Annotated in this window: 15 protein-coding genes and 2 pseudogenes; 9 read left to right on the top strand and 8 right to left on the bottom strand. The window is 58.8% G+C overall.

The features are described 5' to 3' along the window. The 8 genes and pseudogenes from HMPREF2724_RS07745 to HMPREF2724_RS07710 form a co-directional block, all read left to right on the top strand. Window positions 1-918, top strand: a pseudogene (locus HMPREF2724_RS07745) (thiamine pyrophosphate-dependent enzyme); the annotation flags it as partial. After that, window positions 915-1438: pseudogene (gene ilvN, locus HMPREF2724_RS07740) on the top strand (acetolactate synthase small subunit). The pseudogenes HMPREF2724_RS07745 and ilvN, both read left to right, overlap by 4 nt. Before the next feature lie 91 nt (window positions 1439-1529). After that, complete coding sequence (ilvC, locus tag HMPREF2724_RS07735; RefSeq protein WP_070588098.1) at window positions 1530-2543, top strand: ketol-acid reductoisomerase; 1014 nt, start codon at window positions 1530-1532, stop codon at window positions 2541-2543. Between the two features lie 98 nt (window positions 2544-2641). Then, window positions 2642-4435 (top strand): GmrSD restriction endonuclease domain-containing protein, encoded by a 1794-nt coding sequence (locus tag HMPREF2724_RS07730; protein ID WP_061922129.1) that lies wholly within the window; start codon window positions 2642-2644, stop codon window positions 4433-4435. After that, window positions 4383-5339, top strand: coding sequence for a hypothetical protein (locus HMPREF2724_RS07725; RefSeq protein WP_070588095.1), 957 nt, complete (start codon window positions 4383-4385; stop codon window positions 5337-5339). Before HMPREF2724_RS07730 ends, HMPREF2724_RS07725 begins: the two co-directional genes overlap by 53 nt. Before the next feature lie 66 nt (window positions 5340-5405). After that, window positions 5406-6992, top strand: coding sequence for a phosphoglycerate dehydrogenase (gene serA / locus HMPREF2724_RS07720; protein ID WP_061922135.1), 1587 nt, complete (start codon window positions 5406-5408; stop codon window positions 6990-6992). An 87-nt stretch (window positions 6993-7079) separates the two neighbouring features. After that, window positions 7080-8096, top strand: a complete 1017-nt coding sequence (locus tag HMPREF2724_RS07715; protein WP_070588094.1) for a 3-isopropylmalate dehydrogenase — start codon at window positions 7080-7082, stop codon at window positions 8094-8096. Between the two features lie 73 nt (window positions 8097-8169). Beyond that, window positions 8170-8979, top strand: coding sequence for a fumarylacetoacetate hydrolase family protein (locus HMPREF2724_RS07710; RefSeq protein ID WP_201040690.1), 810 nt, complete (start codon window positions 8170-8172; stop codon window positions 8977-8979). 67 nt (window positions 8980-9046) lie between these two features. Here HMPREF2724_RS07710 and HMPREF2724_RS07705 read toward each other — a convergent pair whose 3' ends face one another. Continuing rightward, window positions 9047-10150: an isochorismate synthase gene (locus tag HMPREF2724_RS07705; RefSeq protein WP_061922179.1), complete on the bottom strand. Its 1104-nt coding sequence runs from the start codon at window positions 10148-10150 to the stop codon at window positions 9047-9049. A 118-nt stretch (window positions 10151-10268) separates the two neighbouring features. On the opposite strand from HMPREF2724_RS07705, the gene HMPREF2724_RS07700 reads away from it, so the two are divergent. Beyond that, window positions 10269-11417 carry a CE1 family esterase gene (locus HMPREF2724_RS07700; RefSeq protein WP_235597053.1) on the top strand — a complete coding sequence of 383 codons (1149 nt, stop codon included), beginning with the start codon at window positions 10269-10271 and terminating at the stop codon, window positions 11415-11417. Here the strand turns inward: HMPREF2724_RS07700 and HMPREF2724_RS07695 are convergent, their stop codons facing one another. The 7 genes from HMPREF2724_RS07695 to HMPREF2724_RS12880 form a co-directional block, all read right to left on the bottom strand. After that, window positions 11418-12785 carry a choice-of-anchor M domain-containing protein gene (locus tag HMPREF2724_RS07695; protein WP_061922144.1) on the bottom strand — a complete coding sequence of 456 codons (1368 nt, stop codon included), beginning with the start codon at window positions 12783-12785 and terminating at the stop codon, window positions 11418-11420. It lies immediately after the preceding gene. A gap of 15 nt (window positions 12786-12800) precedes the next feature. Next, on the bottom strand, window positions 12801-13667 hold the full coding sequence (locus tag HMPREF2724_RS07690) for an anchored repeat-type ABC transporter permease subunit (protein WP_061922147.1): 867 nt from the start codon (window positions 13665-13667) through the stop codon (window positions 12801-12803). Next, window positions 13664-14404: an anchored repeat-type ABC transporter ATP-binding subunit gene (locus HMPREF2724_RS07685; protein WP_061922149.1), complete on the bottom strand. Its 741-nt coding sequence runs from the start codon at window positions 14402-14404 to the stop codon at window positions 13664-13666. The genes HMPREF2724_RS07690 and HMPREF2724_RS07685 overlap by 4 nt, the downstream gene beginning before the upstream one ends. After that, window positions 14388-15323 (bottom strand): choice-of-anchor M domain-containing protein, encoded by a 936-nt coding sequence (locus HMPREF2724_RS07680; protein WP_082778596.1) that lies wholly within the window; start codon window positions 15321-15323, stop codon window positions 14388-14390. Before HMPREF2724_RS07680 ends, HMPREF2724_RS07685 begins: the two co-directional genes overlap by 17 nt. A gap of 45 nt (window positions 15324-15368) precedes the next feature. Then, window positions 15369-16853: an anchored repeat ABC transporter, substrate-binding protein gene (locus tag HMPREF2724_RS07675; protein ID WP_070456125.1), complete on the bottom strand. Its 1485-nt coding sequence runs from the start codon at window positions 16851-16853 to the stop codon at window positions 15369-15371. Continuing rightward, window positions 16853-17935 carry a choice-of-anchor M domain-containing protein gene (locus HMPREF2724_RS07670; RefSeq protein WP_141744850.1) on the bottom strand — a complete coding sequence of 361 codons (1083 nt, stop codon included), beginning with the start codon at window positions 17933-17935 and terminating at the stop codon, window positions 16853-16855. The genes HMPREF2724_RS07675 and HMPREF2724_RS07670 overlap by 1 nt, the downstream gene beginning before the upstream one ends. A 74-nt stretch (window positions 17936-18009) precedes the next feature. Further along, window positions 18010-18443: choice-of-anchor M domain-containing protein (locus HMPREF2724_RS12880; RefSeq protein ID WP_210386688.1), on the bottom strand; the 434-nt coding region annotated here is incomplete at its 5' end.

Genomic DNA, 18443 nt, shown 5'->3' with positions numbered 1-18443 from the left:
GCGCGCTTTGATGATCGAGTTACGGGAGAAGTGGCAACCTTTGCTCCGCGTGCGCAGGTGATCCACGCTGATATTGATCCAGCCGAAATAGGCAAGATTCGTGCGGCCGAGGTACCCATCGTTGGCGATGCTAAAGAGGTGCTGATCCAGTTGCGGCAGGCTTTCGTTCGGGACGATCAATTAGCCGTGCCCGAGATTGGGGAGTGGATGAGTTATCTGGCGGGGCTGCGCGAGCAGTTCCCGCGTGGCTACGAGCCGACCCCGGATGGGGCGATGAATCCGCAATATGTGATTGAGCAACTCAGCGAACTTGTTGGACCTGAAGCCATTTACTGCTCGGGAGTTGGTCAGCATCAGATGTGGTCGGCTCAGTTTATTGACTTTGAGCATCCACGTACCTGGCTGAATTCTGGTGGCGCGGGAACGATGGGCTATTCCGTCCCCGCGGCGCTGGGGGCAAAGGCTGCCTGTCCAGATAAAGAGGTGTGGGCAATTGATGGTGATGGATGCTTTCAGATGACCAACCAGGAATTGGTCACTGCCGCCATCGAGGGGCTGCCATTTAAGGTGGCCGTCATAAACAACGGCAACCTGGGTATGGTGCGCCAATGGTAGACCCTTTTCTATGACCGGAACTACTTGCACACCAAGCTGCGCGAGCCTGACGAGTATCTGCCGGATTTTGTCCAACTGGCCAAGGCTCTTGGATGCGAAGCGATTCGGGTGACCACTCCGGAAGAGATGGCACCTGCCATACGCAGGGCGCGGGAGATAACTGACCGGCCGGTGGTCATCGACTTCATCGTGGGGCACGATGCGCAAGTGTGGCCCATGATTGGCGGTGGCGCATCCAATGAACAAATTGAATACGCGCGGGGACTGCGCCCATTGTTTGAGAAAGCCGGGGAAGAAAAGTGAGTCAGGTAGCAACGAATGAAGTTACTCGCCATACCCTGTCGGTATTGGTCAGGACATTGAGGGAATAGTCTCGCGCGTGACCGGTATGTTCACCAGGCGCGGCTACAGCTTAGTTTCCCTCGTCTCGGCGCGCACCGAAGTGGAGGGGATTAACCGGCTTACCATCGTGGTCGATGCCTGCGACGTCGTTATCGAGCAGGTGACCAAGCAGCTGAATAAGATCGTGCCGGTTCTCAAGGTGGTGGAGCTGGAAGAAGAGGCAAGCATCGCCCGCGCGATCATGCTGGTGAAGGTCAATGCTGACAACACGAACCGCCCGCAGGTTGTGGATGCAGTGAATATTTTTAGGGCCCGCATAGTCGACGTCGCGCAAGAGTCAGTTGTCATCGAGGCAACCGGTACGCCGGGTAAGCTACGAGCATTGCTCGACGTCTTGGAGCCGTTCGGTATCCGGGAACTAGCGCAGTCTGGCCACGTGGCGCTGGGGCGTGGGCCTAAGACGCTGGCCCCCTCCAAATAAGAATCTCACAACACGAACATTCAATCTCACAGTGTGGTACAAGTGGACTTAGGTTCCACACCCACCATTGACACAGTAAGGAATTAAAGAAATGGCAATCGAGACTTTTTACGAAGCCGACGCTGACCTGTCCATTATCCAGAATCGAAAAGTTGCCGTCATTGGTTATGGCTCTCAAGGCCATGCGCATGCGCAGAACCTGCGCGACTCCGGCGTGGAGGTTGTTATCGGCCTGCGCGAGGAGTCCGCATCCCGAGTGCAGGCGAAAGAAGCTGGCTTCCAGGTCATGAGCAACGCTGAGGCCGCTAGGTGGGCCGACATCGTCATGCTGCTTGCTCCGGATACCTCGCAAGCGCAGATTTTTGCCGAGGATATTGCACCCAACCTGGAGCCTGGCAACGCGATCTTCTTCGGTCACGGACTCAATATTCACTTCGGTCTCATCAAGCCGGATGAGTCCATCACGGTCGGCATGGTTGCGCCGAAGGGGCCGGGCCATCTGGTGCGCCGCCAGTTTATCGACGGCAAGGGCGTGCCTTGCTTGATTGCAACGCAGCAGGACCCGCGTGGGGAAGGCCGCGATCTGACGCTTTCCTACGCTGCCGCTATTGGCGGTGCTCGTGCCGGCGTCATTCCAACGACGTTTAAGGCCGAGACCGAAACCGATCTCTTCGGCGAGCAGGCGGTTCTGTGTGGCTCCCTCGAGCAGTTAATTATGTATGGCTTCGAGACGCTGACTGAGGCTGGCTACGAGCCGGAAATGGCTTATTTTGAAGTCCTGCACGAGATCAAGCTCATCGTGGACCTCATTTACGAAGGTGGCCTGAGCGCCATGAATCATTCCATTTCTGATACGGCTGAGTTTGGCGGTTTCCTGGCGGGTCCTCGCATCATCGACGCTTCCGTGAAGGCACGCATGAAGGATGTGCTGACTGACATTCAGAACGGCACCTTTGTGCGACGCTTGGTCGCGAACGTTGAAGGCGGCAACAAGGAACTGGAAGATATGCGCGCCAAGGTTGCCCAGCACCCAGTGGAGGAGACCGGTACGAAGCTGCGTGAGCTCATGAGCTGGGTGCAGACGCCGACGCAGGGCGGGTTCTAGAACGCCATCGGTGTGGCTTTGATGTCTGAATGATTGCGAATATGTGAGATATATTTCTGGACGGGCAATGCCGTGTGAGCGAGGGTACTGTCGAAGTTATGGGTTTTACGACGCCAAGCTACGACCTCAACGACCTCTTCGCACGCATTGACCGCGGCGATATTCAGCTTCCTGACTTTCAGCGCTCATATTCCTGGGACGAGGATCGCATCCGTTCCCTCATCGTTACGGTGTTGCGTGGATATCCCATAGGCGCGCTCATGGCGCTGGATACGCGCAACGAACCCATGCGCTTTAAGCCCCGGGCGCTTGCGGGCGCTCCCGATACCGGCGTCAACCCGGGACTTTTATTGTTGGATGGTCAACAGCGTCTGACCACGCTCTATCATTGCTTCCGCGGCAACGGCTCGGTTGCCACTACCGACTTCCGTTCGAAGAAGGTCACCCGCACCTTCTATCTGGACTTGCGCAAGGCCATCTCGCATGAAGTTATGCCGGATGAAGCTGTCTTCGCCGTCGATGAACGCGGTGAGGTTTGCTCCCACTTTGCGCCGGCTATTGAAGGCACCATCGTGGACCGTGAATCTGCGCTAAGTGCTTGCTGCATTCCGGTATCGGCGCTGCTGAGCGAAGAGGGCACCAGCATGCTCTTCGAGCTGGCCGCAGTCGGCGACGGCGTCAATCGCGAGGTTGTCGCGGCCTTTAACAACCGCATCCTGCGTCCGCTTTCTGGCTATAACGTGCCGATGATTCGTCTTTCCCGCGAGACAGCGCAGGCGGGCATTGGCTCAATCTTTGCGCAGGCAAACTCCGCCGGCCTGCAGATGGACGTATTCGATTTGCTCACCGCAGTCTTTGCCTCCGAGGATCCAAAGTTCCATTTGGCGGATGATTGGGCGCTGGTCGAGGCCGATCTGCGCAAGTGCGCGGCGCTTGACGGAATCGGGCGCACCGAGTTTCTTTCTGCGGTCTCGCTATATGTTTCCGGGCAGAAGGGAGCAGCCGGCGGGCAGCGTGAGGATATACTGCAGCTGTCACTGGACGAGTATAAGAATGCCTCGGCAACATTGCGCATCACCTTCCGCGAGGTCGCAGAGTTCTTGGCGGATCGCTGCATCTTGAGCCTGGAGCAGGTGCCTTATAACGAGCAGATCATTCCGTTGGCCGTGATTCTGGCTCGCCTGGCCGGTCGTCGTGGCGTCTTGGCGGATAAGAAGTCCTGGGACCGTTTGAACCGTTGGTTCTGGAGTGGCGTATTTGGTGAGCTTTATGGCTCCTCAGCAGTTATGCTGCGCGCGGCACGCGACGTCGACGAGGTCACCGCCTGGGTTGCTGGCGATACCGAGGAGATGCCGAAGACCGTGAAAGATGCTTCCTTCCGCGAGTCCCGCCTGCTTTCGGTGGGTGAGCACGACGGAGTCTGGCACGGTCTCTATGCGCTGCTCATGGCCCGCGGTGCACGCGATTGGCGCACGGGTACCGAATTTAGCCGCAAGACTTTCGAGGAGCTCAAGCCGGGCTTTTATCCGGTCTTCCCGCTGAACTGGTGCAAGCGCCATGGCATCAGTGACGTTCTTGCCAACTCCGTTTTGAACCGCACGCCGATGGGCAAGCGCACCGAGGTGGTTCTGGATGGCTATGCGCCGGAGCGCTACCTGCCGCGTGTACAGTCCAAGTCGATCATGGAAGATGCCGAGTTCGACGCCGTACTTTCCTCGCACGAGCTCAACATCGACCTTTTCCGTTCGACCAAGGCCGAGCAATTCTTCGTGGATCGACGTGAACGCTTCGTCGGCATCGTTGAATATGCGCTCGACAAGGAGGTAATCCGCGACGTTGATGAAGCAAACCTCTCTGGCGGTGAAGAAGGCCCGCGAGCTTTTGGGCGTTAAGAAGGTTCTCGCGGCGTCGTTAACCGCGCTTATGCTTCCCACGCTTTATGCATGCTCTGACATAGGGCGTGGGGAAAAGCTCGTCACGCCTGCGTTGGCGGAGATGTCAGAAGAAGACATCGATTTGATGCGTGCACATGCGGAGAATACGAACCAGCTTATTGACCCGAAATTCGTCGATAAAGTGACGGTGGTTCAGGACGAATGGGGTATTGAATCAGCGCGGCTTTTCTTTAATAAGTCGCATACCTTGTTCGTGGCGGAAAATTCCGACGCGGCAAAACTGCGCGCGGCATCAATTGCTATCGCGCAGCGTGCGCCGATGGTGGTCTACGACGATTCCAACCGCAGCGAGATTCTGCGCTTGGTCGACGACATCGGTGCGGGCCTCGTGGTGACTGTGGGAGATGTTCCCTTCGCCGATACTTTCCATCCGGGCCATGAGCACGAACATCAATTTGTCCATGACCCGGGAAACACTAAGGCGCTGGGAGAATACACAGCCTATTCTTTTACCTCGAAGGTGATCGCGAATCCTGCACGCATGGTCGAGGAAGTAGCGAGACTGGATGCAAACGACCGCTTCGAGCTGAAGGCAGCATGGCAGCCGCTGCCGCAGGAGATAACCCACGAGAAGATGCCGGCTATTCCTGGCCAGACCCGCAGGGACGGGCAGATGGCGCCGAACATCGTTGCCACGGCGCAGACTCCGCTGGTCAATGTTGCCAACGCCAACGCATATGGCGGCACCATTCTGATGATGCCGGACCCGGATCCCACGGCAACCAAGGTGGGCGCGGCCATGGTTATCGGTCTCGAAAACGGGCCAGTAGTGGCCCTCGGCCCCGAATTCGGTCAACCGAAAGAATTTAGCGAAAAAATCGCTCAAGGCTGGCAGGGATAAACTACACTTCCTTGCAACGTATACACGGTTCATGCGTTTGCCCAATACAACCTAACTAAGGAAGTCATGTCGAAGCCGGTCGTATTAATCGCCGATAAGCTTGCCCAGTCCACCGTTGCAGCATTGGGAGACGGGGTGGAAGTCCGCTGGGTCGATGGGCCAAACCGCGCCGAGCTGCTCGCTGCGGTGCCGGAAGCGGATGCCTTGCTCGTGCGTTCCGCCACGCAAGTCGACGCCGAAGTGCTCGCCGCAGCTCGGCGCCTCAAGATTGTCGGGCGTGCGGGCGTGGGGCTCGACAACGTTGATATCCCTGCTGCCACCGAGCGTGGCGTCATGGTGGTCAACGCGCCAACCAGCAATATTCACAGTGCCTGCGAGCAGGCGATTGCCCTGCTGCTTGCTACCGCCCGGCAAATTCCTGCAGCCGATAAGTCCTTGCGCGACGGCGAATGGAAGCGCTCCTCGTTCAAGGGCGTGGAAATCTACGGCAAGACCGTCGGAATCGTTGGCTTTGGCCACATTGGCCAACTGTTTGCCCAGCGCTTGAAGGCCTTTGAAACCACCATCATCGCCCATGATCCTTATGCCAATCCAGCGCGTGCTGCCGCTCTGGGAGTCGAGCTCGTGGAGCTTGAGGAGCTTATGCGCCGCGCTGACTTCGTAACCATTCACCTGCCTAAGACGAAGGAAACCGCGGGGATGTTCGACGCGGAGCTGCTTGCTAAGGCGAAGGAGGGCCAAATCCTTATCAACGCCGCACGCGGTGGTCTTGTGGATGAGGCTGCGCTGGCGGAATCCATTAAGGCGGGCAGGCATAGGGGAGCAGGATTCGATGTATTCGAAACCGAGCCGTGCACTGATTCGCCATTATTTCAGCTGCCGCAGGTGACCGCTTCGCCGCACCTAGGCGCCTCGACGGTGGAAGCGCAAGACCGTGCAGGTACGGATGTGGCGGCCTCTGTTCTAAAGGCGCTTTCGGGCGAATTCGTTGCCGATGCAGTTAACGTGTCCGCGGGACACGTGGGCGAGGAAGTGGCCGGTTGGCTGGATCTCGCACGAAAGCTGGGGCTTGCCGCAGGAAAGTTGCTGGGCCAGGCACCGGTTGCCATCGAGGTAGAGGCGCGCGGCGAACTCGCTAACGAGGACGTCTCGGCGCTGGGCCTTTCGGCTGTGCGCGGCTTGTTCAGTGGCGTCGTCGACGAGCCTGTGACCTTTGTCAACGCCATGCAGATTGCACATGCGCGCGGTGTCGAGGTGGACGTGCGGACCCAGGCTGAATCGAAGGGGCAGCGTTCCTCGCTCGTGGTGATGGTGATTGGCGCGGATGGCTCGACCTCCCAGCTGACCGGCGCCATCACGGGCATCGACGGCGTGGAGAAGATCATCCGCATCAATGCTCGTGGCGTCGACATGCGGGCAACGGGCCGCAACCTCTTCTTTAGCTACGATGACGCCCCCGGTGCGCTCGGCACGGTGGGCACCAAGCTGGGGGCCGCCGGGATCAACATCGTGGCGGCTGCACTGACGCAGGGCAAGACGCCAAGCGACGCCGTTCTCATTCTTCGCGTCGAGCAAGAGGTGCCAGACGAGATGGTTGATGACATTAAGGCGGCTCTCGGTGCGGAGTGCGTGCAGCTGGATCTCGACGCTTAAAGAGGGAGGCGGAAATTCGAGAAATAGCGTTGAAGGGTCTGCTAACCTGATTCCCATATCCATTATGTGAGAAAGGAATCCCGCATCATGAAACTGGCGGTTATTGGTGGAGACGGCATCGGGTCAGAGGTCACTGCGGAAGCGCTCAAGGTGTTGCGTGCCGTGCGTGACGATATCGAGGTGACCGAATTTGACCTCGGTAGCCGCCGTTACCTGCGCAATGGCGAGCTTCTCACTGCTGCCGACCTTGAGTCGCTGCGTGAGCATGATGCGATTTTGCTCGGTGCCATCGGCGCGCCCGATAAGGTTGCGCCCGGCATCTTGGAGCGGGGCCTGCTGTTAAAGCTGCGCTTCGAGCTTGACCATCACGTCAATCTGCGCCCTGCCAAGCTCCATCCCACGGCAACCTCGCCTTTGGCAAACCCGGGAGAGATTGACTTCGTGGTGGTCCGCGAGGGTACCGAAGGTCTCTATTGCGGCAACGGTGGAACTTTGCGGGAAGGCACCAAATATGAGGTGGCTTCGGAGGTTTCCCAAAACACCCGCTTTGGTGTCGAGCGCGTTGTGCGTGACGCATTCGAGCGGGCGGCGAGCCGCCGTAAGCATTTGACTCTGGTGCACAAGACCAACGTCTTGGTCAACGCGGGTGGGCTGTGGCAGCGCACCGTCGACGAGTTATCCGCGGAGTATCCCGACGTAACCGTGGATTATCAACACATCGATGCTGCGACCATTTTTATGGTGACGGATCCTTCGCGCTATGACGTCATTGTTACCGATAACCTCTTCGGCGATATCCTTACGGATTTGGCCGGTGCCATCACGGGCGGTATCGGGCTCGCAGCCTCTGGAAACATCGACGCCTCAGGCGTGAATCCTTCCATGTTTGAACCGGTGCATGGCTCGGCGCCGGACATTGCGGGTAAGGGGATCGCCGACCCGACTGCGGCCATTTTGTCGGCGGCGATGCTCCTGCGGCATCTCGGAGACGATGCAAATGCGGTGCGGATTGAAGCCGCTGTGGAAGGCGACGTCGCCAAGCGGGGCAATGAAACGATCCATACCGCAGAAGTCGGCGACAGGATTGCGGCCGTGCTAGCCTAAGCTCGGGTGTGAAAAGAATTTACATGCACCCTTAGCTAACGAGTGAAGAACGCAAATTGGTAGCATGGCCGTTATGCGTTTAGGACGAATAGCTCACCCAGAAGGAATCTGCTTTGCCATCATTGACGGGCCGAAGGATGCCCCACTCGAGGAACTAACGGCAAAGGAGATTGCCGGTACTCCGTTTACCACTCCAGAACCGACTGGCCGCGAGTGGAAGCTGAGCGAAGTTCGCCTGCTAGCTCCGACCCTGCCAACCAAGGTTGTAGCGCTTGGCCGAAATTATGCAGACCATGTTGCGGAGGTCTTCAACGAGTCCGCCGAGCACCTCCCGCCGACAATTTTCATCAAGCCTTCCACCGCAGTCGTCGGCCCGAACGTGCCAATCAAGATCCCGGACTTTGCCACCAAGGTGGAGTTTGAGGGCGAGTTGGCCGTTGTGATCTCCAAGGTTTCGAAGAATATCAAGGCTGAGAACTGGAAGGATCACGTCTTGGGCTACGTCATCTGCAATGACGTCTCTTCCCGCGATCTGCAGTTCAAGGATGGTCAATGGGCGCGTGCGAAGGGCATCGATACCTTCTGCCCGCTGGGTCCATGGATTGAAACCGACTTGGACTCATTGAATCTGGATGATCAGAAGATCAATGCATACCTGACTCACGATGGTAAGCGCGAGCAGAAGCAGGACTCCAACACTGACCAGATGATTGTGAAGATGGGCGGAATTCTCGAGGAAATCTCCGCCTCCTATACGCTGCTGCCTGGTGATGTCATCACAACCGGATCTCCGGCAGGTACCGCACCGATGTTCCCTGGCGATACGATTGAAATCGAGATTCCGGGACTTGGCACGCTTAAGAACCCGATTGAAAAGGCTTAAAACTTAAAGCCTTCGTTGCCTACTCGCGAGGAATTCGAGGAGCATTACTCACAACGCGGACGTGGTTTTAAAGGCCCAACGCCCGCAGAATGGTGCGTAGCTTTGCGGTGGTCTCAGCCAGTTCCTCCTGCGAATTAGAGGACTCGACAATTCCGCCGCCGGCCCACGCGCGGGCGCTAAGGCCGTTGCCGGCTACTTCGGCGCAACGGATGGCGACCATGTACTCGCCGTCGCCGTTGTTGTCGCACCAACCCACGGTGCCCGCGTAGAAGCCGCGATCGGTTTCTGCGGTTTCGATGAGTGCCTGGGCGGCCTCGGTGGGCGTGCCACAGATTGCCGGGGTGGGGTGAACCAGCATGGCAAGCTCCAGTGCGGTCAGCTCGGGTTCCTTCAAGGTGCCGGCGATAGGCGTGCCCAAGTGCCACATCTCATTGGTGTTGATCAGTTCCGGGGTGCTCGGTGCATCGAGAGTGGTGCACAGCGGACTGAGGATGCGGCGCAGGTGATCGACCACAAAGGAGTGTTCGTGGAGATCTTTTGCTGAACGTAGCAGGTCCTGTCCCGCAAGATGGTCGCGGGCTTTGTCAGCTTGGCGTGGCGCAGAGCCTGCTAGCGGGAAAGCGGTGACAGTCGAGCCTTGTTTCTTGACTAGAACCTCTGGGGAGGCGCCGACCAGCGTGGCGCCCTCACGGCCCGCCGGGGTGAGATCGGCGATGAAGCCGTCATGGTTCGTGGAGAGATCAATAAGGCGCGCAGCTACCAAACGTGGGTCTACGGCTTCAGTGAATTCGATATCGACGGCCCGCGCTAAAACCACCTTGTCAAGCTTGGAAGTTTGAATTGTAGCGATTGCGGCGTCGACGCGGCGCAGGTGCTCCTCGGGTTCCGGGTCGAATCCAGTAACTCGTGCGTTGAGTTTTCCTTGGCGGTAATAGGCTGGCGGCTCGAGCGGGCCGTCCTCGCGAATAATAGATTTCGGCTCGGTGAGTGCGGCTGGCTCGTCTGTGTTGAATGGCAGTGCGCCGACAATCATTTCTGCAGACTTATCGCGGAGTGCGCCTATTGCTTCCTCGACGTCAGTGAAGGTGCGTTGAGAACCCTGTGTGCGTACCGATCCCGTGGCTCGGGAGAGCAAAAAGTCAGGTGCGGTGGCTGGTTTGTTCTCGTGCATGAGGATCAAGCATACTTCCTTGGAGAAATTTGACAGAATCCCGTGTGTTGAATGAGGTCTGTGTGAAAAGGGTGATTACTGTGTCAACAGCGATCTTTTCCCTACCAAAGGAGTCCAGGTGCTTAGCCCTCAAAACTGGATGAATAAGCTTAAACGCTCAGCGGTATCCCTCGCCGCCGCGGCCATCGTCGTCAGCGCGCCTGGTTTCGCCGCCGCTCAGGAAGCGCCTGCTCCGGCACCAGCTCCAGCACCCGTTCCGGCCCCTGCACCAGCTCCAGCCCCCGCTCCTGCTTCTGCGCCAGCCCCGGTATCAGCACCTGCACCTGCACCTGCTCCTACGGCTGATGGCTCTCATCTGATTCCTGAAGGCGTTAAGGAATCGACCCCGGCGGTATCGCCTGAGCCGGCAACTCAGCCGCAGCTGCCGCCAGAAAATGTCAATCCTGCCGCACCAGCCGAGCCGGTAGTCCCAGCGGACCCGACCGTGAACCCAATTCAGCCGATTCCAAACGGCCAGATGCGTTCTATCAACATGGAGCACGAGGGCAAGACTCGCCGCTACCTGCTGCGGATTCCGAACAACTACAACCCAGACGTGGCAGCACCGGTACTCTACGGCTTCGGCGGTTGGGAGGATTCCCCAGAGAACTTCTCCGGCTACAACCGCATGGGAAATACTGGCGCCACTAAGGAAGCGATCATCGTTTACCCTGAGGGCTTCGAGCGCGCTTGGGAGGCTGCGCCGTATGCAAAGACTCACGACGGCGAGGATATTCGCTTCATTCAGCGCATCTTGGACGACGTCGACAAGGATTACCGCGTTGACCGCTCCCGCGTTTATGCGATGGGAATGTCCAATGGCGGCGGCTTTACCTCTGTTCTGGGCTGCCACGCGCAGGAGACCTTCGCTGCTGTGGCAACAGTCTCCGGCGCTTTCTACAATCCAGTCGAGCAGAACTGCGTTGACGCCCCGATGCACACCCTCATCATGCACGGAGTGAATGACCGCATAATGCAGTACGAGGGCGGCACCCGTCACGAGGCCGGCTACCTACCGGTTCGTGAGGTTCTCGGCGGTTACCTCAAACGCAACCGTTGTGACATGACTTTCCAGGCTGAGCAGAACGGCCCAATGGCTGAGCGCCTGCGCTTTAACAACTGCCTGAAGAACGTTGAGCTCCTCAAGGTCAAGGGCGACCACACCTGGTGGTACGAGCCGGACACTTCTAACGAGGTGTGGAACTTCCTTTCTGATAAGCGCAAGTAACTAAAGGATCTGCTGGGTTTGGCCTAGTTCCTGTGCCTGATTGCGCTTTGGCTTTCGGAAGAACTGAGCCCAAATAAACAAACCGGTGCCCAAAAGCAATGCGAATGCACCGATACCGGAGAGAACGCCGGCCCAGAAGTTGAGCATCGGGACGCCATAGCTTAATTCTTGTGCATCCGTTTCTACATAGCCTTGTCCGTCTTCGGCGGCAAGGCTATTTCCATGTCCGGGGCGGTGTGCGCTTGCCGACGCCTTCTTCTTTTTCTCTGTTTCCTTTTGTTCGGACTTCGATGGTGCTGACTTGGTTCCTGTGTTAGTGGGTCCTGCCGTATTAGCCGAGCGGACTGCTGGCTTGCTGCCCATAACCGTGCCGCCTGGCGTCGATTGTGGCTGTGGGTTAGCAGCCTTCTTTTCGGTTTGGGCCTTGGTGGTGTCCTTGGCCTTGGACTTGTCCTTGTTCTTGTCCTTGACCTTGTCTTTGTCTTTTTGCTCGGTCTTGTTCTTGCTTTCGTTCTTGCTCTTGTCAGACTTGGCTTTAGGCGCCTCCGTGGCAACCATCTTGTCGGCCTCGTCGAGGGTCTTATCGAGGGCCTTGTCGAGGGTGCCGATGGCCTTTGCGGTATCGTTGATGTCAGTGGTCAACTGTCCAGCCTTGCTCTTTGGGCCAGAGTTGCCTGCGGAGCTGCCGCCCCAATCGAGCTCACAGAGCTCTGAATCATCGGTTGAATTGCCCACGAGGAACGGGGCGTCGAGTGAGTGCTCGGAGCCGTCCGGGAGGGTGAAGGTAAAAGTGACGGCGTAGGCGCCCGGCTGGGTGAAGCCGAAATTGACGTGGGTATGGGAGCGTGGGTAATCCCATGTCATGCTCGGGTCTTCGCTATCGAGTTTGAGCTCTGAGTCGCTCAAGTCGCCGGTTTGCCAAGCGAGGACGCGGCCGCCCTCAGGTGCGTCGTGAAGCTCCATGGATAGCTGAGCGGTTTCATCCTCAGTCATGTTCGAAAGGTGCAGCAGCGAGAAACCGAACCACGGGCGGTCATGGTCTTGGTCTTGGGGAAGCAGCCATGCATCGCCAGAAATGCCGGGGAAGCCTAGCTCGTCGAGAGAGCCCGTCATGTTGTCATCGACTACCACGACGAAATCGCGGGAGTCACGCTCGACGTGCTCACCGGAGCTGTCGTCGTCCACGGTAAAGCGCAGCGGGCCGTCGTCGTCGCGCACTGCGACATCCTGGTGGCCTTTTTCGATGTGGTAGCTATCCGCCACGGCGCAGGTATCCTCCGCGAAAGCCTGTGGTGCGGAAAGGCCTAGGAAAGTCGCAGCGCCGAGGGCGACGACGGTGCGTGGTACGCGGGAGTGCGAGAAAATCATGTGGGGTAGTCCTCTCTATGAGTTGGTCTTGGATTCGGAAGTCTTCTTCTGAAGAATCGGGGAGATTGCCCATGCCGCAAGGAAGAGGGTGGTAAGCACGAGCACGATGGTGGCGCCCGCCGGTAGGTCGATGGCCCACGCCAAGTAGATGCCGGTGAAGCTCGCGAAGATGCCTATGGCACTGGAGGTGAGCATCATCGTGCCCAGCGAGTTGGTTAGCAGGCGGGCAGTAGCCGCGGGAGTGATAAGCAGTGCCAGCACCAGGATGTTGCCGATGGTTCCCACCGAGATGACCACCGCGCCGGTTACGCAGAGGTAGAGCACGATGTCGAGGGCGAAGACGGGAAGGCCCATCGCGCGTGCCGTTTCTTTGTCCAGGCAGTTGGCCGTAAGTTGTGGGCTAAGCAATGCGATGAGGCCCACGATGATCACGGTGACTGCAGCGGCGGTGTAGAGATCCGCTTTCGATACGCCGGTCAAGGTGCCGAAGAGAAAGCTCGTCAGCGATGCGGTGTAGCCCTCAGTCCGAGAGATGATCACCATGCCGAGGGCAAAGGAAGCCGCAAAGAAGATTCCGATGACGGAGTCGGCGCGCACGCTGCGGCGCTGCGAAAAGCAAGCGATGAGCAATGCTACGACCGTGCCGGCAACCGCCCCACCCAGCAGGATGGATCCCTGCAGGGCAAAAGCAACCGCCAGGCCTGGGAACACCGCGTGGGAGACAGCATCGCCGATGAAAGCCATACCGCGCAGCACCACGTAGCAGCCCACCACGGCACAGACCACCGCAGACAGCATCGAGATACCCACCGCGCGAGCGAGGAAGTCTAGCTGCGGGTTAGCCAGATCGCTAAAGAAATCAAACAGGGAGACCTCGATCATGCGGCCACCCCAATCGCGGAAAGGAGCGGGGAATCGGTGCTGACGCCGAAGGCGGCGGTCCAGGCGGCGGCGTCGCCAAGCACTTGCTCAGCAGGGCCATCCGCAGTGATTTCCTTATTGAATAGCACTAAGCGCTGGCACGTGTGCGCAGCCTCCGCCAGATTGTGCGTGGACATGATGATGCTCGTGCCACCTGCGCAGAGCTCGTCGAAAAGGTAGAGCAATGCTTCCGTATTGGGGGCATCGAGACCCGTGAAAGGCTCATCAAGCAGGAGCACCTGCGGATTTGTGGCTAAAGCGCGCGCGATGAGCACGCGCTGGCGTTGGCCACCGGAAAGCTCAGCGATGGGCCGCTTTGCCAAGTGCGTGAGGTTCGTCAGCTCCAGCGCGCGCTTGGTCGCTGCGTGGTCTTTGGCGCGGGGCCTGCGGAACCACCCAATCAATCCCGTGCGTCCGTTCAACGCCGCCTGATAGACGTTGATGGGAAAGTCCCACTCTACGTCGTGACGCTGTGGCACATAACCCACCGACGCCGCGCACTGAATGTGCCCGCTGGCAGGAACCAAGCCCAGGATTGAGCGCATCAACGTCGTCTTGCCGGCGCCGTTGGGGCCCAAAAGACCGATGAATTCGCCAGGGTATACGCGCAGCGATGCATCGTTGATAACGCGGCGCCCGCTCAAAGTCACGCGCACGTGTTCTAGATCTATCAGTGCTTCCTTAGTCTTGGTCGGCATGCTTGCCTTTCTTGCGCGCTGCAAAAATAAGAAGGAAAGCCGAGACAATAAGCACGACTGCGCCGACTCCGAGCAATACCCAAATCCATCCAGCGATGGAGGAAGAGGATCCTTCTTGAGCAGCCTCTGGATCCCACTCGGTGGCGTTGGCCTCAGTCACGTCGGTCTCTGCTCCAACCGCGAAGGTCAAAATGCCGTCGGTGCTGAAGTCTTCTCCATTTTTGGTCTTTCCCTTAAGGCGGATACCCACCTGGTGGATGCCCGGCTCAGTGAAAACCCAGTTGGCGTGGGTGTGGGTGTTGAGGTCTACCCAGAAATCCTCGCGCTGGTTCTTAGCGGTGGACCAGAGCACCTGGGGTGCTTCGAAGCCGCCATTTTGGAGGAAGAGCGAAAACTCGCCCGGGCCGGTGTGACCGAGGAACTCCATGTTCACGCCGCGGTCGGCGGCATCGATAAGCGAGGGTGCCTGGGTATTCCAGCCCACCCAGGGAACGCCTGCTTGCTCCGTCTGCGGGATGACCCAGACGTTCTCGCCAGCATTGCCGCCGACGAAGCCGAATTGCTCATCGTCTGGGAGCGCGAGTTGGGCTTCGTCGCCTACTTTGAACACGACGTCGTCAAGCTCGCGCCATACGGGCGTGGCTGCGGAATCGTCGCGGGCGAGGAAATGCGCGCCTTCGCCTGTAAACTGCGCGCCGACGTCCACGTGGCCATGGTCGATGATTGCCTCGGTGCCTGCCGGGGCGAATTCCTCGTCGTCTTTGACCACCTGGGCGAGGTCACCGGCCCATGCACTAGGCGCCGGGATGGCGGCGGTTACCAAGACCGCAACGAGAACGGCCAAGCACGCATAGACCACCGACACGCTCGCGAGGATGCGGCTTAGCGGCCCAGTGGCTTTCGCGGAAGTTGAATTCATTTGTGGATTCCTTGTTTCTCAGAGATTTTCTTTAGGTGTGACTGGTTAGGGCGAAGGGTTAAGGCAGCGGTGGAGCGTCTGCGCATTGGTGCGCATCATGTCGATGTACGTCGGAGCCTTTTCATCCAACGTGTCGCCGTAGATGGTGCAGACGCGGATTCCTTGTTGCGCGGCTGCCTCGGTGAGCGTTGCTGTGCTTGCTTGTTGTGTTGGCTCTACAAAAACGGCCGGTAGGTGCAGGTTCTCCAACGTCCTGCGCAGCGCAATGACATCGCGCGGGGAGGGCTCGATGGCAGGATTCGGGGTGATAAAGCCTGCGACGTGCATGCCGTAGCCCTGGTCCAGGTAGGCATAGCCGTGATGCGGCGTGACCAGATGGCGCTGGGCCTGCGGGATGGAGGCTATTTGCTCGGCCACGAAAGCGTCGGTCTCCTTCAGCTGCTTGATATACGACGCCGCGCGCTCGCGGTAGGCCGCACCATGGGTGGGGTCTGCCAGCGCGAGGTTATCGGCCACCACCTCGGTTTCTGCGATGACATTGTCGACGTTGTGCCACAGGTGTGGGTCAACCTCGCCATGGATGTGCTTGCCCAGCACGGCTTGGGGCAGGAGATAGGTCTCGCTGCCCGGACGGCCCAAGAAGCGATACGCCGGATTCGGCGGAATCGGCTGCAACGTTGAAGAAGGCAAAGCCACCGCAGTGGTGTTGGGATCGAAGTGGGCGCCGTTATCCTGCAGATCAATGGACCCCGCTGCGATATTCGCGGTGATGTCCACGTGCCCCTCATCGTGTGTGCGCATTTCTTCTGGGGGATTAACGCCCACGGCGACGGTGATATTTTGCACCGCGGTAGCGCCGTCTTCAGAGTGGGCCTTAAACCCAATGCGATAGATACCGGGTTTGGAAAAGCCCCACGAGACATGCGTGTGCGCGTTAGCGGGCAAGCGGGCGGTGTCCTCATGATCGTTGATACCGTCCGCGCTGTTGAACAGCACCTCCGGCGTACCGAAGGTGGATACCACGTAAGCTGCCACGTCACCGGGACCCTCGGCAGAGACCATGCTGAGCTCCACCGCGTGCGAGTTGGCCGGGGCATCCTGGATGCGCAGTCCCAGCCACACGGTATCGAGGGCAGTGTTTTCCACGAGCGGAACGAGCTTGGCGCCGCGGGTGGAAGCCTGGTCTGCGACCTCGATGACCGGGACATGCGTGGTCTCCCGCAAGGTATCCATGAGCCCTTGCGGCTCAAGCAGATAGCCGTTTGCGAACGCGACGTCTGCGTTCGCCGCGTTACGGATGGTGCGCAGCGAAGGCTCAAAGGTATGCGGGTCTTTACCTGCAGGGATAAGGGCGGTGACGTTGGCGTCTTCGCCTGCAACGTGGCTAACGACGTCCGCGAGAATCGGCGTTGTCGCCACGACATTCAGACCCTCCGGCGCCTGCCCATCACTTGGGGCCGCGCAGCCGGCTATGAGAGCCACGGCGCTTAGCGACGACGCGACAGCCCAACGATTGTTTCGGTGCAGCATTAGTCCTGAACCTTCGCCAGCACCCAGCGCATAACACCAAGGCCCAGCATCAACATGCCAACGCCGAGCAACCCCAAGCCCCACGGCAGGTAGTTGGGGGCTTCAACGAAGTCGTCGCCCGCCGATTGCAAAGCCACATCCGAGCCATCTTCCTGCGCACCCGAGTGCGACTTGTGGCCCCGACGCACATGCTTGCGCGACTTTTCGCGGCCGGGCTTGCCCGAAGACTTTGCGTCCGAAGAGTGATTACCTGAGGCCGCACGATTGCCGCTTGCATTGGCACTGCTTAGTGCTCCACCAGCAGAAGACAGGGAACCTGCCGGAGCAGAATGCCCGTCGGACTCGGCATCCGAATCAGTGGAATCGGATTCGCCTTCGACGTCGTCGAAGTCCTCGTCTTCAACGTATTCTCCATCTTCTTCGCCTGCGGCTTCACCATCACCTACGGACCAGGTGTAGGTGACCTTGTTACTGGTATCGCCATTAGAAGAAGCCTGCACAGTCATCGTGTAAGTTCCTGGCTCGCTAAACGCCCAGTTGACGTGGCGATGAGCAGGGTAGGGCTGATTGATGACCTCGCCGCTGCGCAGCTCCAAGTCACCGGAGTCAGTAACAGATTCAATGTCACCGAAGCCCGTTGTCTCGAAGATGTAGACCGCACCAGGCCCACTAACATCCACGAAGTTGAAGTCAACGTCCTTGTAGCCTGCTTGCTGTGCCTTCTGGGTATCCCAGCCTGGCCAGATGATGTCCGACTTCTGGGTCTGCGGCAGAAAGTACGTGGGCGTGCCGATGCCGTCCACGCTCTCGGTGGCATCAGACCACGCGTTTTCGTTGACCCGCAACACTACGTCATCGCCGGGCCGCTCGACCTCTGAGCCGGTGATGTCTTCCTTCATCGACAGCGAAAGCTGGCCATCCGGCGCAGTGACGTAGAAGGCGTCGACGTGACCGGAATCAAATTCCGTCTCTTGGGCCTGCGCCGCAGCAAGCGGCATCGAAAAGACTACGAGCATCGCCGTAAACAACCAGCCCAGCGTGCGACGGTAAAGCGCAGGCCGAGGTACGACCCGGGACGGCATAGGAGAGAGTGTGTCCATAACTATTTAAGTCCTCTGCAATTAACAAATGCGGTTTAGGAACGGTCAGGGCCCATTTAGCGGCCAGTGATTCCCTTCACCCAGTAATCAATCTCCGCGCGGTGATCGTGGATGAAGTTCAGTGCCGCCTGGAAGATGGTCGCCAGCACGAGCGGGAGCACCAGGCTCCACGGGTTGAAGGAAGAACCTTCAGCAGAAGAACCCTCCTTCTCTGGCTTCGGTTGCGGCTTTGGCTCTGGCTTCGGTGCTGGCTTGTCTTTAGCGCAGTTGTTGGTGGCCTCGTCGCCGATGGTGAATAGCAGCTCTTGTGGCTCAGATTCGACCTTCTTGCCGTCGGTGGTGGTGGCGGTGTAGGTCACGTCGAACTTGTAGACGCCTGGCTTGCTGAAGGCCCAGTTGGTGTGGGCGTGTGATGGGAAGACGGTATCGATGGTGAAGTCGTCCTTGCTCGAATCCACGAGGACCTGGTCCTTGCCGCCGAGACCGCCGG

It is taken from the genome of Corynebacterium sp. HMSC071F07 (assembly GCF_001810285.1).
Lineage (GTDB): Bacteria > Actinomycetota > Actinomycetes > Mycobacteriales > Mycobacteriaceae > Corynebacterium > Corynebacterium simulans.
This window is presented reverse-complemented; position numbering and strand designations above follow the sequence as displayed.